Below are 16,538 nucleotides of genomic sequence, written 5' to 3' on the forward strand. Positions count from 1 at the left end.
GGAGCCGTGCCGCACGGTTTTCCTGCCGGGGGATGCGGCCTGCCTCAGGGGGCTCCCCCGGCGGGCCGCGCTACATCAGGGGCGTGAGGAAGCGGCGGAGCGCCTCCTCGTAGTCGGCCGGGTCGGCGTTCCACATGGCGCCGTGCGGGGCGTGCCGGACGGTGTGCAGGGTGACCAGGCCGGGCCGGCGCTGTGCGAACCGGCGGGAGGGTCCCCAGGGGGCGATGACGTCGTCGGGGCCGTGCAGCAGCAGGACCGGGACCTTGAGCCGATCGGGGTCGGCGACCTCGCGGATGCGGTCGCCGTGCAGGCTCGTGCGTCCCTGGGCGGCGCGGACCGCGAGGGGCAGCAGGGCGGCCGGCGTGCGCCGGGCCGTGGCCAGGGCGCGCAGCGTCGTCTCCCAGTCGAGCACCGGCGAGTCCAGGATCAGACCGGAGATGCGGTCGCGCAGCGCGGAGTGCGCTGCCGCGTGCAGGGCCATGGTGGCACCCGTCGACCAGCCGTACAGGACGACGTGTTCGGCCCCGTAGCGCACGGCGTAGCGGATCGCGGCGTCCAGATCGCGCCACTCGGTCTCGCCGAGGTGGTTCAGCCCGTCCTGCGGCCGGGGTGCGCCGAGGTCGCCGCGGTAGGCGAGGTCGAGCACCGGGAAGAGCTGGCGCTGCAGGAACGGCATGACGTTCATCGGGTGTTCGCGGGTGGTGCCCAGGCCGTGGACGGTGATCACCCATGTCTCGCGGGCGCCGGGCAGGAACCAGGCGGGCAGTGCGCCGAGCTCGCCGGGGATGTCGACGTCGGCGAGCTCCAGGCCGAGCGCGCCGCCCGGGTCGCCCACGTGGATGTTCGGGGTCAGCCACACCTTGTCGCCGGGCTCCAGGGAGCCGTGGGTGACGCGTTCCAGCCGGCGTACGACCGTGTCGGCGGGGTGCGGGGCGGAGTCCAGGACGGGGCCGACGACCGCGTGGGAGCCGTCGCCGCTGAGCCCGTACGTGCCCGGCCGCAGCGAGGCGAAGGCCCGGGTGAGGGCGATCTGGCCCGCGGCCGTGGAGTGCACGGTGAGGCGGGGTTCGGAGGGCAGGGGCCGGCCCGGCGGGGCCTTCAGCGCGGCATCGCTGGCGAACCGGCCGGCGGCGACGGAGGCCGCGCCGGCGGCGAGGGCAACGGTGACGGCGGCGGCCGTCGCTTTGACAGTGCGCACCGGTCCAGTCTCCCGGGGGAGCCCGCTCTCGGCCAGCGGGCGGGGGCGGCGTTTCCCGTCGCCGTCGGGGGCACGTGCCGTGCTGCGCGGCCGGAGGGTCCCGTTCCCCGGGGCGGAAGGTTCCCGCTCCTCGGGGCTGAGCGTCCGCCCCGGGGGCGGTTCGGCACCGCCGGGAAGGTTCGCCTCGGCCGGGCGCCGCTGCGGCGGAAAACAAGACCCCGCCGCACGGGGTCTGCCCTGCCGCCCTGCCCGGGCGGACAGTCCCGGCACGGGGCCCCGCCGGAGGGCGGTTCGGCACCGCCGGGAAGGTTCGCCTCGGCCGGGCGCCGCTGCGGCGGAAAAGAAGACCCCGCCGCGCCGGGGGGTGTTTGCCGCCCTGGACGGGACCTCTGCCGGAGGGCGGTTCGGCACCGCCGGGTGGGTTCGCCTCGGCCGGGCGCCGCTGCGGCGGAAAGGAAAACCCCGCCGCGCCGGGGGGTGTTTGCCGCCCTGGATGGGACCTCCACCGGAGGGCGGTTCGGCACCGCCGGGTGGGTTCGCTTCGGCCAGGCGCCGCTGCGGCGGAAAAGAAGACCCCGCCGCACAGGCCCTGTGCGGCGGACGAGGGAGACCCCGCCGCACCGGGGCCGCGCCTGCTGCCCCGGCCCGGCGGAGGGCGGTTCGGCACCTCGGGTGAGGCGTGGCCCCCCGGGGGGGCTCAGTGGGGTTGGCCGTAGTGGGAGAGGCGGGTGGTGGCTTCGGCGGCCTGGGCGGGGGTGAGGAGCGTGGGGGTGCGGCCGGGGACGGAGGACGCCGTGAGCCAGACGCGGCACATCCACTCCAGCTGGGCGGTGCGGTCGTAGGCCTGGGCGAGATCGGCGCCGTACGCGACCGTGCCGTGGTTCTGCAGGAGGCAGGCCGAGCGGTCGGCGAGGGCGTGGAGCATGTTCCGGGCCAGATCCTCGGTGCCGTACGTGGCGTACGGGGCGACCCGGACGGGTCCGCCGAGCGCGCCGGACATGTAGTGGATCAGCGGCAGTTCTCGGACGAGCGTCGAGACGGCCGTCGCGTGCACCGCGTGGGTGTGCACGACGGCGCGCGCGTCGGTGGTGCGGTAGATCGCGAGATGCATCGGCAGCTCGCTCGTCGGCCGCAGCGCCCCGCGCACCCGGCGCCCGTCGAGATCGACACCGACGAGGTCGGCGGGCGTCAGCCTCTCGTAAGGCACCCCCGTGGGAGTGACGAGGACGATGTCTCCGACGCGCACCGACACGTTGCCCGACGTGCCGACCACCAGGCCGTCGGCCACGGTGCGTCGGGCCGTCGCCACGAGCTCGCTCCAGGCCTCCCCCAGTTCCGCGCCCGTCCCCTCGTCGCGTCCCGACCGGTCGTCCGCTGTGTCCCACCGCTGCTCAGCCATGGCGTGATCCTGCCAGGCGGGGCGCTCTCGGCGGCGCAACGGGCGGCGGCGGTCCGGGGCCCGACGCGGCCCGCGTCGGAAGCAGGCGGGCGGGCCTGCGCGCATCACGCACTGTCGCGAACCGGACACGAGTGGTCAAAGCGGCGGTGAAATTGCAGTAGCCTCTCGGAGATTTGTCGTGTGCGCAGCCGCTCGGGAGAAGCATGGCCCGTGTTCGCCCGCCGCACGGTCGCCGCGCACGCGCCGTCGCGGTGTCCGTGGCGGCGCTCGCCGTCGCCGCGGCCCTGGCCGCCGGGGCGCCGGTCTCGGCCGCGGCCCGGCCACGGGGGCACGACGTCTCCTCGCACCAGAAGAACGTCGACTGGCCGGCCGCGCGGACCGAGGGCGCCAGGTTCGTCTACGTGAAGGCGACGGAGTCGACCACGTACCGGAACCCGTACTTCGGCAGCCAGTACAACGGCTCGCGGGCCGCGGGACTGCTCCGCGGCGCCTACCACTTCGCGCTGCCGGACAGGTCCTCCGGAGCGCAGCAGGCGGCGTTCTTCGTGCGCAGCGGCGGCGCCTGGCGCGCGGACGGCCGGACGCTGCCGCCCGCGCTCGACATCGAGTACAACCCGTACGGGCAGCGGTGCTACGGCCTGAGCCCGTCCGGGATGGTGACGTGGCTCAGGGCGTTCAGCGACACGGTTCGGCGGGAGACCGGGCGCCGACCGGTGATCTACACGACCACCCACTGGTGGAACCACTGCACCGGGTCCAGCGCGGCCTTCGCCGCCGATCACCCGCTGTGGATCGCGCGCTACGACGCGGCGGACCCGGGCCCGCTGCCGGCCGGCTGGCGCCACTGGATGTTCTGGCAGTACGACAACGGCGGCGGGCTGCCGGGTGACCAGAATCTCTTCAACGGCTCCCCGGGCGGTCTGCGGGCGTTCGCGAGGGGCTAGCGAAGCCCGGGATTCCGCCTCCGTTCCGGCCTCGCGCACGCCACTTCCACACAAGCGGAAGGGCGGCACGCCGATCGGGTCACCGCTCCGCCCGCCCCAGTTCATCTTCCGTTCACCCTGGTTGCCTACCTTCCACTTGCCACTGACGTCCAACAGAAGCCTGGGTAAATGGAACACATCACGCTTCTCCTCGGGATCGTGATCGTTACCGCTCTCGTGTTCGATTTCACGAACGGTTTCCACGACACTGCCAACGCGATGGCGACGACCATCTCGACCGGCGCTCTGAAGCCCAAGACGGCGGTGGCGATGTCCGCCGCGCTGAACCTCGTCGGCGCCTTCCTCTCGGTGGAGGTCGCCAAGACGATCTCCGGCGGCATCATCAACGAAGAGGGCATCCGCACCGAGGTCATATTCGCGGCGCTCGTCGGCGCCATCCTGTGGAATCTGCTGACCTGGCTCCTGGGTCTGCCCTCCAGCTCCTCCCACGCACTCTTCGGCGGCCTCATCGGCGCCGCGGTCATGTCGGCCGGCTGGTCGTCGGTGAACGGCTCGACCGTCGTCACCAAGGTCCTCATCCCCGCGGTCGCCGCGCCGATCGTGGCCGGTCTCGCCGCGATGCTGGCGACCCGCCTGACGTACAAGATCGGCAACCGCGCCGACGAGAAGGCGACGGCCAAGGGCTACCGCGCCGGCCAGATCGCCTCGGCTGGCCTGGTCTCGCTCGCCCACGGCACGAACGACGCGCAGAAGACGATGGGCATCATCACCCTCGCCCTGGTCACCGGCGGCGTGCTCGCGCCGGGTTCCAACCCTCCCACCTGGGTCATCGTGTCGGCCGGCATGGCCATCGCGCTCGGCACCTACCTGGGCGGCTGGCGCATCATCCGCACCATGGGCAAGGGCCTCACCGACCTCGCGCCGCCGCAGGGCTTCGCCGCCCAGACCAGCGCCGCCACGGTCATCCTGGCCTCCTCGCACCTGGGCTTCTCGCTCTCCACCACCCAGTCCTGCTCCGGCGCGGTCATGGGCTCGGGCCTCGGCCGCAAGGGCGGAGTCGTCCGCTGGTCGACCGCGACCCGGATGTTCGTCGCCTGGGGCCTGACCCTGCCGGCCGCCGGCCTCGTCGGCGCCGGCGCCGAGTTCCTCACCCAGCAGGGCACCTGGGGCATCGTCGCGACGGGCGTGCTGCTCGTCGCCGGCGCGGGTGTCATCTGGACGCTCTCCCGCCGCCAGCCGGTCACCATGGACAACGTGAACGAGGCCGACGCCGAGCCCGCGGGCGTCGTGACCACCGCGATCGCCGCGGTCACCCCGCCGCCGGCCGGTCCGGTCGCCACGGCCGACCTCGCTCTGGCGGCCACCATCCCGGCCCCGGACCCCGGCCCCTCCACCGAGCCCACCCGCCCGGCCACGGTCTAAGGAACGAACAGCATGCACATCGACTGGGCAGCCCTCGGCTCCGTCTTCGGAGTCAGCCTCGTGGTCACCGTGGCCCTCGTCGGCCTCTTCACCCTGGGCATCGTCGGCCTCTCCAAGCGCGAGTCGGCAACGGCGCAGGGCGGTTCCGCCGCCCTGGCGGTCACCGGCGCGTACGCCTGCTTCGCCGCCTGCGCAGCGGCGGTGGCGTACGGGATCTACCTGATCGTCGCCTGACGGTCGGACAGAACCGGCAAACACCGAACAACACGGCATCACTTCACGTGGGGTGCGGGACGGATCACCGTCCCGCACCCCACGCGTGTGTGGGCCTTCGCACACTCTCCCTCCGCAGGTCAACAGCAAGTTGACGGCTGTTCTGAGGCCGTGGTGGACTGCCGGAGCCAAGTACGGCGGCAAGGAGAGGAAGCCGGTGCGAATCCGGCGCGGTCCCGCCACTGTGACCGGGGAAGGAAGTCCCCGGGAGCCAGGAACTCTCACCGCCGGTCTCTTCGAACCAGGGCGCGGACACCCTGAGTGAGGACATATCGCCATGCGCGGCTGCCCGTTGCGGGTCCTGTTGGGTACGAGGGTTCTACTTCACTCCACGGCGGGCTGACCCCGTGCGTGCCGATCGCGTCTTCGCGTACGGCGCCGCCGCCGGCCTCCTCGGCGACCTGCTCCTCGGCGACCCCCGCCGCGGGCACCCGGTCGCCGCGTTCGGCCGGGCCGCGGGCGCCGTGGAACGCGTGCTGTGGCGGGACCACCGCGGGTGGGGCGCGCTGCACACCGCCGTCTGCGCGGGCGGTGCCGCCGGACTCGCCGCGCTGGCGAGCCGCCGCGTGCGCTCCTCCCCCACCGCCTCCGTCGCCCTGACCGCCGCGGCCACCTGGGCCGTCGTCGGGGGCACCTCCCTGGGCCGGGAGGCCCGGGCCGTCGGCGGTGCGCTGGCGGCCGGGGACGTCGACGTCGCCCGCGAGCGGCTGCCCCACCTGTGCGGGCGGGACCCGCAGGCGCTGGACGCCGACGGGATCGCCCGGGCCGTGGTCGAGTCCGTCGCCGAGAACACCTCCGACGCCGTCGTGGGCGCCCTCGTCTGGGGCGCCGTCGGCGGCGTGCCCGGCCTCGTCGCGTTCCGGGCCGTGAACACGCTGGACGCCATGGTCGGGCACAAGTCCGCCCGCCACCGCCGCTACGGGTGGGCCTCGGCCCGGCTCGACGACGTCGCGGGCTGGCCGGGGGCCCGGCTGACCGCCGCGCTCGCGGCCGTCGCCGGGGGTGACCCGCGCGGTGCGGTACGGGCCTGGCGCGCCGACGCCGGCCGGCACCCGAGCCCCAACGCCGGTCCCGTGGAGGCCTCGTTCGCGGGGGCTCTGGGGGTCCGGCTGGGCGGCACGCTCTCGTACGGCGGCAGGGTCGAGCACCGGCCCGTGCTGAACGGCGCGGGGCGCGCCGTCCGGGTCCACGACATCGAACGGGCCGTACGGCTGTCGCGACGCGTGAGCGGGCTCGCGCTGGGCGTCTGCGTCGCCGGGCGGCTGCTCATCGGGAAGGCCGGGACAAGGGGGGCCGGGGCATGAGTGGCGGACTGCTGATCGCGGGCACCACCTCCGACGCGGGCAAGAGCGTCGTGACCGCCGGGATCTGCCGGTGGCTGGTGCGCCAGGGTGTGAAGGTCGCGCCGTTCAAGGCGCAGAACATGTCCCTCAATTCGTTCGTCACGCGCGAGGGAGCCGAGATCGGGCGGGCGCAGGCCATGCAGGCGCAGGCGGCCCGCGTCGAGCCGACCGCGCTCATGAACCCGGTGCTGCTCAAGCCCGGCAGCGACCGCAGCAGTCAGGTCGTGCTCATGGGGAAGCCGGTGGGCGAGATGAGTGCGCGCGGCTACCACGGGGGCCGTCAGGAGTCGCTGCTCGGGACCGTGCTGGAGTGCCTGGCCGCATTGCGGGGCACGTATGACGCGGTGATCTGTGAGGGGGCCGGCAGTCCTGCCGAGATCAATCTGCGGCGCACCGACATCGTGAACATGGGCATCGCCAGGAACGCCCGGCTCCCGGTGCTGGTCGTCGGCGACATCGACCGCGGGGGCGTGTTCGCCTCCTTCTTCGGAACGGTGGCCCTGCTGTCGCCCGAGGACCAGGAACTCGTCGCCGGCTTCCTGGTGAACAAGTTCCGCGGCGACGTCTCCCTGCTGGAGCCGGGGCTCGACATGCTGCACGGCCTCACCGGCCGGCCCTCGTACGGCGTCCTGCCCTTCCGGCACGGCCTCGGCATCGACGAGGAGGACGGGCTGCGGGTCTCCCTGCGCGGGACCGTCAGGGAGTCCGCGGTGGCGCCGCCGGTCGGCGAGGACGTCCTGCGGGTGGCCGTGTGCGCCGTCCCGCTGATGTCCAACTTCACGGACGTCGACGCCCTCGCCGCCGAACCGGGGGTCGTCGTGCGGTTCGTGGACCGGGCCGAGGAGCTCGCCGACGCGGACCTGGTCGTCGTACCGGGCACCCGGGGCACGGTGAAGGCCCTGGAGTGGCTGCGGGAGCGGGGGCTGGCGGACGCGATCGCCCGGCGGGCCGCCGAGGGCCGGCCCGTGCTGGGGATCTGCGGCGGTTTCCAGGTGCTCGGGGAGCACATCGAGGACGACGTCGAGTCGCGGGCCGGTCATGTCGACGGGCTCGGACTGCTGCCCGTACGCGTGCGGTTCGCGCGCGAGAAGACCCTGACGCGGCCCGTCGGCGAAGCGCTCGGCGAACCCGTCGAGGGCTACGAGATCCACCACGGCGTCGCCGAGGTCACCGGCGGCGACCCCTTCCTGGACGGCTGCCGGGTCGGCTCCGTCTGGGGCACGCACTGGCACGGCTCCCTGGAGTCGGACGGGTTCCGGCGGGCCTTCCTGCGGGAGGTGGCGGCCGCCGCGGGCCGCCGCTTCGTGCCGGCCGACGACACGTCGTTCGCCACGCTGCGCGAGGAGCAGCTGGACCTGCTCGGCGATCTGATCGAAGAACACGCGGACACGGACGCGCTGTGGCGGCTCATCGAGTCGGGCGCTCCGACAGGACTGCCTTTCATCCCACCGGGAGCACCCGCATGAGCACAGTGTTGTTGTTGTCGACCGCCGACACGGATCTGCTGGCGGCGCGCGCCTCCGGTGCTTCGTACCGGATCGGCAATCCGAACCGGGTCGACGTCGCCGAGGAGCTGCCCGTGCTCGTCGCGGGCGCGGACATCGCCGTCGTACGCCTGCTGGGCGGCAAGCGGGCCTGGGAGGAGGGGCTCGCCGCGCTGCGGGCGTCGGGCATCCCGACCGTGCTGCTCGGCGGGGAGAGCGTGCCCGACGCGGAGTTGATGGCCGAGTCGTCCGTGCCGGCCGGTGTCGTCGCGGAGGCGCTGCGCTATCTCGTCGAGGGCGGCCCGGAGAACCTGACCGAACTCACCCGGTTCCTCTCCGACACCGTGCTGCTCACGGGTGAGGGGTTCGAGGAGCCGCGGAAGACGGCCGAGTACGGCGTGCACGGCGAGCGGGAGCTCACCGACGGCCGCCCCACGGTGGGTGTGCTCTTCTACCGGGCGCACGAGCTGTCCGGGAACACGGCCTTCGTCGACACCCTCTGCGACGCGATCGAGGCGCGTGGCGCCAACGCCCTTCCGGTGTTCTGCGGTTCGCTGCGCGGTGCGGACCCGGGGCTGTACGAGATCCTCGGGAAGGCCGACGCGCTGGTCGCGACCGTGCTGGCGGCGGGCGGCGCGCACGCCTCCGAGGCCTCGGCGGGCGGTGACGAGGAGGCCTGGGACATCGGGGCGCTCGCCGACCTCGACATCCCGGTGCTCCAGGGGCTCTGCCTCACCTCCTCGCACGCCGCCTGGGACGCGTCGGACGCCGCCCTGTCCCCCATGGACGCGGCGATGCAGGTCGCGATCCCGGAGTTCGACGGGCGGCTCATCACCGTGCCGTTCTCGTTCAAGGAACAGGGCCCGGACGACGTGCCGGTGTACGTCGCCGACCCCGAGCGGGCCGCGCGGGTGGCCGGGATCGCCGTACGGCACGCGCTGCTGAAGCACAAGCCGAACGCGGAGAAGAAGCTCGCGCTGGTCTTCACCGCCTACCCGACCAAGCACTCCCGGGTCGGCAACGCGGTCGGTCTCGACACCCCCGCCTCCGCCGTCCGCGTCCTCGACGCGCTGCGGGACGCCGGTTACGCGCTGACCGAATACCCGGACAACGGCGACGAGTTGATCCACCGGCTCATCGAGGCCGGCGGTCACGACGTCGAGTGGCTGACCGAGGAGCAGCTGGCGGCCGCGCCCGCCCGAGTGCCGCTCGCCGACTACCGGGCGTGGTTCGACACGCTCGACCCCGCCCTGCGGGAGGGCATGCTGGAGGCGTGGGGCGAGCCGCCGGGGTCGCTGTACGTCGACGGGGACGACATCGTGCTGGCCTGCCTGCAGTTCGGGAACGTCGTCGTGATGATCCAGCCGCCGCGCGGCTTCGGCGAGAACCCGATCGCGATCTACCACGACCCCGACATGCCGCCCTCGCACCACTACATGGCGGCCTACCGGTGGCTGGAGAACTCCTTCGGCGCCGACGCGGTCGTGCACATGGGCAAGCACGGCACGATGGAGTGGCTGCCGGGCAAGGGACTCGGGCTCAGTGGCGGCTGCGCGCCCGACGCCGTGCTCGGCGAACTCCCGCTGGTCTACCCGTTCATCGTCAACGACCCCGGTGAGGGCACGCAGGCCAAGCGGCGCGGGCACGCCACCGTGGTCGACCACCTGGTGCCGCCGATGGCCCGCGCGGACACCTACGGCGACCTGGCGAAGCTGGAGCAACTCCTCGACGAGTACGCCCTGGTGTCCGATCTGGACCCGACGAAGGCGCCCGCGGTGCGCGCCCAGATCTGGACCCTGGTCAAGGCCGCCGAGCTCCATCACGACCTGCACGTCGACGAGCAGCCGGACGACGAGACCTTCGACGAGTTCGTCATGCACATCGACGGCTATCTGTGCGAGATCAAGGACGTGCAGATCCGCGACGGACTGCACATCCTGGGCGGCGGGCCGGAGGCCGAGCCGCGGGTCAACCTCGTGCTCGCCGTGCTGCGCGCCTCGCAGGTGTGGGGCGGCCAGGCCAACGCCCTGCCGGGCCTGCGGGCGTCCCTCGCGGACCATTTCGGGCTGTCCGAGAAGGAGTTGCTGGCCGAACCGGGGGCGCCGGTGAAGGTGCCGGTCGAGCTCACCGACCTGGTCGAGGGGCCGGCGCGGACCGGCGCCGACGCGGTCGACCTGCTGGAGCAGCTGTGCCGCCGGATCGCGCTGGGCATGGAGGAGCGCGGCTGGGTGACGTCCGAGGCCGCCCCTCTCGTGCGGGAGGTCCTGGGCGCCGAACTCCCGGACGCCGTCGCGGTGGTGGAGTTCGCCTGCCGTGAGGTCGTGCCGCGGCTGGCCCGGACGACGGACGAGATCACGCACATCCTCAAGGCGCTGCGCGGCGGTTACGTCCCGGCGGGCCCGTCGGGTTCGCCGACCCGCGGCCTGGTGAACGTCCTGCCGACCGGCCGCAACTTCTACTCCGTCGACCCCAAGGCGATTCCGTCCCGGCTCTCCTGGGAGGTCGGGCAGGCGCTCGCCGACTCGCTGGTGGCCCGCTATCTGCAGGACACCGGCGCGTACCCGACGTCCGTCGGGCTGACCGTCTGGGGCACGTCCGCGATGCGCACCCAGGGCGACGACATCGCGGAGATCCTCGCGCTGCTCGGCTGCCGTCCGGTCTGGGACGACGCCTCCCGCCGGGTGACCGGCTTCGAGATCGTCCCGCTCGCCGAGCTGGGCCGGCCGCGCATCGACGTCACCGTCCGGATCTCCGGCTTCTTCCGGGACGCGTTCCCGCACGTGGTCGGTCTCCTCGACGACGCGGTGCGGGCGGTGGCCGAGCTGGACGAGCCCGGGGACGCCAACTACGTGCGCAGGCACGCCGACGAGGACACCGCCGAGCACGGGGACCGGCGGCGCGCCACGGCCCGTATCTTCGGCTCCAAGCCGGGCGCGTACGGTGCCGGGCTGCTGCCGCTCATCGACGCCCGCAACTGGCGCTCCGACGCGGACCTCGCCGAGGTGTACGCGGTGTGGGGCGGCTACGCGTACGGGCGCGGGCTGGACGGGCGGGCGGCGCGCGGCGACATGGAGACCGCGTTCCGGCGCATCGCCGTGGCGGCGAAGAACGTCGACACCCGCGAGCACGACCTCGTGGACGCCGACGACTACTTCCAGTACCACGGCGGGATGGTCGCCATGGTGCGCCATCTGACGGGGACCAGCCCCGAGGCGTACGTCGGCGACTCCGCCACCCCGGACCAGGTGAAGACGCGCACCCTCGGCGAGGAGACGCACCGGGTGTTCCGCGCCCGGGTGGTCAACCCGCGCTGGATGGCGGCGATGCGGCGGCACGGCTACAAGGGCGCCTTCGAGATGGCGGCGACCGTCGACTACCTCTTCGGGTACGACGCGACGGCCGGGGTGGTCGACGACTGGATGTACGAGAAGCTCAGCGCGGAGTACGTCTTCGACGCGGAGAACCGCGACTTCATGAAGAAGTCCAACCCGTGGGCCCTGCGCGGGATCACGGAGCGGCTGCTGGAGGCGGCCGAGCGCGGCCTGTGGGCCGAACCGGACGCGGAGACGCTGGAGCGGCTGCGCGCCACCTACCTGGAGCTCGAAGGCGATCTGGAGGGCGACGACCAGTGAGTACCCCGTTCCCGTTCACGGCCGTCGTCGGTCAGGACGACCTGCGGCTCGCGCTGCTGCTGAACGCCGTCTCGCCGGCGGTGGGCGGCGTGCTGGTGCGCGGCGAGAAGGGCACCGCCAAGTCGACCGCCGTGCGCGCCCTTTCGGCCCTGATGCCGGAGGTCGACGTCGTCGCCGGGTGCCGTTTCTCGTGTGCGCCCGGCGCGCCCGACCCGGCCTGCCCGGACGGACCGCACGAGGTGGGCCCCGGGGTGTCGCGGCCGGCCCGCATGGTCGAACTGCCCGTCGGGGCCTCCGAGGACCGGCTGGTGGGCGCGCTGGACATCGAGCGTGCCCTGTCCGAGGGCGTGAAGGCCTTCGAGCCAGGTCTGCTCGCCGACGCGCACCGAGGCATCCTGTACGTCGACGAGGTCAACCTCCTGCACGACCACCTGGTCGACCTGTTGCTGGACGCGGCGGCGATGGGCGCCTCGTACGTGGAGCGCGAGGGCGTCTCGGTGCGGCACGCCGCCCGCTTCCTGCTCGTCGGCACCATGAACCCCGAAGAGGGCGAACTGCGGCCCCAGTTGCTCGACCGGTTCGGGCTGACCGTCGAGGTCGCCGCGTCCCGTGAGCCGGACCAGCGGGTGGAGGTCGTGCGCAGGCGGCTGGCCTACGACGACGATCCCGAGGGGTTCGCCGCGCGCTGGGCCGCGGAGGAGTCGGCCGTCCGGACCCGGATCGTGGCCGCCCGTGACCTGCTGCCGTCCGTCCGGCTCGGTGACGGGGCGCTGCGGCAGATCGCGGCGACCTGCGCGGCCTTCGAGGTCGACGGGATGCGGGCCGACATCGTGATGGCGCGGACGGCGACCGCACTCGCGGCGTGGGCCGGCCGGACCGAGGTGCTCGCCGAGGACGTGCGGCAGGCGGCGCTGCTCGCGCTGCCGCACCGGCGCCGGCGCAATCCGTTCGACGCCCCCGGCCTCGACGAGGACAAGCTCGACGAGACGCTGGAGGAGTTCGGCGGCGGGGACGGCACGGACGGCGACGACGATCCGGATCCGGACGGGCCCGGCGGCGGGCGTCCGCCGCAGGACGGACCGCAGGACGGCCCTCAGAACGGGCCGGACGAGGCGCGGGACGGGGCCGACAGCCCGGAGGCCGGCGGTGACGGGGCCGCGCGTCCGGAGGCGGGCGAGAGCGGGCAGCCGGGGTCCTCCGGTGCCGGGGAGCAGCAGCCCGTACGGGCCGCGGAGCCGTTCCGCACCAAGGTGCTGAGCGTGCCGGGGCTGGGCGAGGGCGCCGCCGGGCGGCGGTCCCGGGCGCGGACCGAGCACGGCCGGACGACCGGGTCGCGGCGGCCCCGGGGGACGCTGACCAAGCTGCATCTGGCGGCGACCGTGCAGGCGGCGGCGCCGCACCAGAAGGCGCGCGGCCGCTCGGGGCGCGGTCTCGTCGTACGGCGGGACGATCTGCGCCAGGCCACCCGCGAGGGGCGCGAGGGCAACCTCGTCCTGTTCGTGGTGGACGCCTCCGGGTCGATGGCGGCGCGGCAGCGGATGAGCGCCGTGAAGGGCGCGGTGCTGTCACTGCTGCTCGACGCCTACCAGCGCCGGGACAAGGTGGGGCTGGTGACCTTCCGCGGTTCGGCGGCCGACGTGGCGCTGCCGCCCACCTCCTCGGTGGACGCGGCGGCGGCGCGGCTTGAGTCGCTCCCCACGGGGGGCCGGACACCGCTGGCGGCCGGTCTGCTCAAGGCGCACGACGTGCTGCGGGTCGAGCGGCTGCGGGACGCGGCGCGCCGCCCGCTGGTCGTGGTGGTGACGGACGGCCGGGCGACCGGTGGTCCCGAGCCGGTGGCGCTGGCCGGGCGGGCCGCCCGGCTGTTCGCGGCCGACGCCGTCGCCAGCGTGGTCGTCGACTGCGAGACGGGGCCGGTGCGGCTCGGACTCGCGGGGCAGCTCGCGCGTGAACTGGAGGGCACCGCCGTGACGTTGGACGAGTTGAGGGCCGACTCGATCGCCGGGCTCGTACGGGACGTGCAGGGAAGCAACAGGAGGGCCGCGTAATGCCGCAGGGACAGCCGAGCGTCGTGCCGGACGACGGACTGACGACCCGTCAGCGACGGAACCGTCCGCTGGTCGTGGTGCACACCGGGATCGGCAAGGGCAAGTCCACGGCCGCCTTCGGGCTCGCGCTGCGGGCCTGGAACCAGGGCTGGCCGATCGGGGTGTTCCAGTTCGTGAAGTCGGCGAAGTGGAAGGTCGGCGAGGAGAACGCGCTGCGGGTGCTGGGCGCCAGCGGCGAGGGCGGCACGGTCGCCTGGCACAAGATGGGCGAGGGCTGGTCCTGGGTCCAGCGCGACGCTCAGATGGACAACGAGGACAAGGCCCGCGAGGGCTGGGAGCAGGTCAAGCGGGACCTGGCCGCCGAGACCTACCGGCTGTACGTCCTCGACGAGTTCGCGTACCCGATGCACTGGGGCTGGATCGACACCGACGAGGTCGTCTCCGTGCTGCGGGACCGGCCGGGCACCCAGCACGTGGTGATCACCGGGCGCAACGCCCCGGAGAAGCTGGTGGAGGTCGCCGACCTCGTGACCGACATGTCCAAGGTCAAGCATCCGATGGACGCCGGCCAGAAGGGTCAGAGGGGCATCGAGTGGTGACGTCCGTCCCCCGGCTGGTCGTCGCCGCGCCCGCCTCGGGCAGCGGCAAGACCACCGTGGCCACGGGGCTGATGGCGGCCTTCGCCTCGCGGGGGCTCGCCGTGTCCCCGCACAAGGTGGGGCCCGACTACATCGACCCCGGGTACCACGCGCTCGCCACCGGGCGCGTGGGGCGGAACCTCGACGCGTATCTGTGCGGGGCTGAGCTGGTCGCGCCGCTCTTCGCGCACGGTGCGCGCGGCTGTGATCTCGCCGTCGTCGAGGGAGTGATGGGGCTGTACGACGGGGCGGCGGGCCAGGGTGAACTGGCGTCCACCGCCCATGTCGCGAAGCTGCTGCGGGCGCCGGTCGTCCTGGTCGTCGACGCGTCGTCGCAGTCGCGTTCGGTGGCCGCGCTGGTGCACGGGTTCGCCTCCTGGGATCCCGAGGTCCGGTTGGCCGGGGTGATCCTCAACAAGGTGGGGTCCGACCGGCACGAGGCGCTGCTCCGGGAGGCCCTGGAGGAGTCCGGGGTGCCCGTGCTCGGGGTGCTGCGGCGGACGCCGCAGGTGGACACGCCGTCGCGGCACCTGGGGCTGGTACCCGTCGCCGAGCGGCGGGAGGGGGCGGTGGAGGCGGTCGCCGCGATGGCCGCGCAGGTGCGCCGGGGCTGCGACCTGGATGCCCTGTTCGCGCTGGCGCGCAGTGCGCCCACGTTGACCGGGGTGGCTTGGAATGCGGCCGAGGCCCTCGCTGCCTCGCCCCCTCCGCCCCTTCCCGTTCCGTCCACCGATGCCGCCGCCCCCGCACCCCCGCTTCCTGGACGGCCTCGTCCTCGAACGCCCGACGAACTGGACCCGGCCCGGCCGGGGTTGAGGAGCACGGTCGCCGTCGCCGGTGGGCCCGCCTTCACCTTCTCCTATGCCGAGCACGCCGAGCTGCTGGCCGCCGCCGGTGCCGAGGTCGTCGTCTTCGACCCGCTGCGGGACGAGCAACTGCCCGAGGGAACGGGCGGGTTGGTGATAGGCGGGGGCTTCCCCGAGGTGTTCGCGCCGGAGCTGTCCGCCAACGAGCCGCTGCGCAAGGCCGTCGCGGAGCTGGCGCTCGCCGGGGCGCCGGTCGCCGCCGAGTGCGCCGGGCTGCTGTACCTCTGCCGTGAGCTGGACGGGCAGCCCATGTGCGGGGTGCTGGACGCCACGGCCCGGATGAGCGAGCGGCTCACCCTGGGCTACCGGGACGCCGTCGCCCTGTCCGACAGCGTGCTCGCCGCGGCCGGCACCCGGATGCGCGGGCACGAGTTCCACCGGACCGTCGTCGAGCCCGGCGCCGGCACGGCTCCCGCATGGGGCGTGCACGCCCCCGCACGGCGGGTCGAAGGTTTCGTACAACGAGGTGTGCACGCGAGTTATCTGCACACGCACTGGGCGTCCGAGCCCGGTGTCGCCCGTCGGTTCGTGGAGAGGTGCCTGGCGTCATGAGCAGCAAGCTGATCGGGGTCGGGGTCGGTCCCGGCGACCCGGAACTGGTGACCGTCAAGGGCGTCAACGCGCTGCGGACGGCGGAGGTCGTCGTCGTGCCCGTGCTCGACACCGGCGAGCGGGGGCGCGCCGAGGCGACCGTCCTGCACTACGTGCCCGAGGAGAAGGTCGTCCGGGTCGTCTTCGCGCTGAACGAGCGGACCGACCGGGGACGCCGCGAGGCCGCCTGGGACGCGGCGGGCGAGCGGGTCGCGGGGTTGCTGGAGCGGCACGGCACCGTCGCCTTCGCCACCATCGGCGACCCCAACGTGTACTCGACCTTCACCTATCTCGCGCAGACCATCGTTCAGGCGCTGCCGGGGACGGCCGTCGAGACCGTGCCCGGCATCACCGCCATGCAGGACCTCGCCGCCCGCTCGGGAGCCGTCCTCACCGAGGGCACCGAGCCGCTGACCCTGGTCCCGGTGACCGCGGGGGCGGCCGTCCTCAAGGACGCGCTGCACGGGCCCGGCACGGTCGTGGCGTACAAGTTCGGGCGGCAGGCTCAGGAGGTCATGGCGGCGCTGCGCGAGACCGGGCGCCTCGACGACGCGGTGTGGGGGTCGGCGCTCGGGCTGCCCGAGGAGTCCATCCGGCCGGCCGCCGAACTCGACGGCGGAGCCCTGCCGTACCTCTCCACGCTGATCGCGCCCGCCCGGCGCGAGGGCGGACGGGGCGGGAAGCTGTGAAGCGCGGCGAG

Annotated in this window: 12 protein-coding genes and 1 riboswitch; of the genes, 10 read left to right on the top strand and 2 right to left on the bottom strand. The window is 73.8% G+C overall.

Translation table 11 applies throughout. The features are described from left to right. Positions 1 to 70: 70 nt before the first annotated feature. Both ACZ4NT_RS23310 and ACZ4NT_RS23315 read right to left on the bottom strand, forming a co-directional pair. On the bottom strand, positions 71 to 1,198 hold the full coding sequence (locus ACZ4NT_RS23310) for an alpha/beta hydrolase family protein (protein WP_467727343.1): 1,128 nt from the start codon (positions 1,196 to 1,198) through the stop codon (positions 71 to 73). Positions 1,199 to 1,895: 697 nt separating this feature from the next. Further along, positions 1,896 to 2,597, bottom strand: coding sequence for a class II aldolase/adducin family protein (locus ACZ4NT_RS23315; protein ID WP_467727345.1), 702 nt, complete (start codon positions 2,595 to 2,597; stop codon positions 1,896 to 1,898). A 203-nt stretch (positions 2,598 to 2,800) separates the two neighbouring features. On the opposite strand from ACZ4NT_RS23315, the gene ACZ4NT_RS23320 reads away from it, so the two are divergent. The 10 genes from ACZ4NT_RS23320 to cobI all read left to right on the top strand — a co-directional run bounded on the left by ACZ4NT_RS23320 (position 2,801) and on the right by cobI (position 16,527). Next, a complete protein-coding gene (locus ACZ4NT_RS23320; protein WP_467727347.1) occupies positions 2,801 to 3,541 on the top strand; it encodes a lysozyme in 741 nt (246 codons plus the stop codon). Positions 3,542 to 3,709: 168 nt separating this feature from the next. After that, entirely contained in the window at positions 3,710 to 4,963 is a 1,254-nt protein-coding gene (locus ACZ4NT_RS23325) for an inorganic phosphate transporter (protein ID WP_121403790.1), read from the top strand. Between the two features lie 12 nt (positions 4,964 to 4,975). Then, a complete protein-coding gene (locus ACZ4NT_RS23330; RefSeq protein ID WP_121403789.1) occupies positions 4,976 to 5,197 on the top strand; it encodes a hypothetical protein in 222 nt (73 codons plus the stop codon). A gap of 137 nt (positions 5,198 to 5,334) precedes the next feature. Further along, positions 5,335 to 5,476, top strand: a riboswitch (cobalamin riboswitch). Between the two features lie 107 nt (positions 5,477 to 5,583). Continuing rightward, positions 5,584 to 6,540, top strand: coding sequence for a cobalamin biosynthesis protein (locus tag ACZ4NT_RS23335; RefSeq protein ID WP_467727350.1), 957 nt, complete (start codon positions 5,584 to 5,586; stop codon positions 6,538 to 6,540). Then, positions 6,537 to 8,045: a cobyric acid synthase gene (locus ACZ4NT_RS23340; protein WP_467727352.1), complete on the top strand. Its 1,509-nt coding sequence runs from the start codon at positions 6,537 to 6,539 to the stop codon at positions 8,043 to 8,045. Before ACZ4NT_RS23335 ends, ACZ4NT_RS23340 begins: the two co-directional genes overlap by 4 nt. Next, positions 8,042 to 11,695 carry a cobaltochelatase subunit CobN gene (cobN, locus tag ACZ4NT_RS23345; RefSeq protein WP_467727353.1) on the top strand — a complete coding sequence of 1,218 codons (3,654 nt, stop codon included), beginning with the start codon at positions 8,042 to 8,044 and terminating at the stop codon, positions 11,693 to 11,695. The genes ACZ4NT_RS23340 and cobN overlap by 4 nt, the downstream gene beginning before the upstream one ends. Continuing rightward, the gene (locus tag ACZ4NT_RS23350) at positions 11,692 to 13,743 is read left to right on the top strand and encodes a putative cobaltochelatase (RefSeq protein WP_121403785.1); all 2,052 of its coding nucleotides are present in this window, start codon (positions 11,692 to 11,694) and stop codon (positions 13,741 to 13,743) included. The genes cobN and ACZ4NT_RS23350 overlap by 4 nt, the downstream gene beginning before the upstream one ends. Continuing rightward, positions 13,743 to 14,342 (top strand): cob(I)yrinic acid a,c-diamide adenosyltransferase, encoded by a 600-nt coding sequence (gene cobO / locus ACZ4NT_RS23355; RefSeq protein ID WP_121403784.1) that lies wholly within the window; start codon positions 13,743 to 13,745, stop codon positions 14,340 to 14,342. Before ACZ4NT_RS23350 ends, cobO begins: the two co-directional genes overlap by 1 nt. After that, complete coding sequence (locus tag ACZ4NT_RS23360; protein WP_467727356.1) at positions 14,336 to 15,799, top strand: cobyrinate a,c-diamide synthase; 1,464 nt, start codon at positions 14,336 to 14,338, stop codon at positions 15,797 to 15,799. The genes cobO and ACZ4NT_RS23360 overlap by 7 nt, the downstream gene beginning before the upstream one ends. Continuing rightward, positions 15,796 to 16,527 carry a precorrin-2 C(20)-methyltransferase gene (cobI, locus tag ACZ4NT_RS23365; RefSeq protein WP_121403782.1) on the top strand — a complete coding sequence of 244 codons (732 nt, stop codon included), beginning with the start codon at positions 15,796 to 15,798 and terminating at the stop codon, positions 16,525 to 16,527. Before ACZ4NT_RS23360 ends, cobI begins: the two co-directional genes overlap by 4 nt. Positions 16,528 to 16,538: the final 11 nt, after the last annotated feature.

Source organism: Streptomyces sp. NPDC026417 (genome assembly GCF_055567695.1).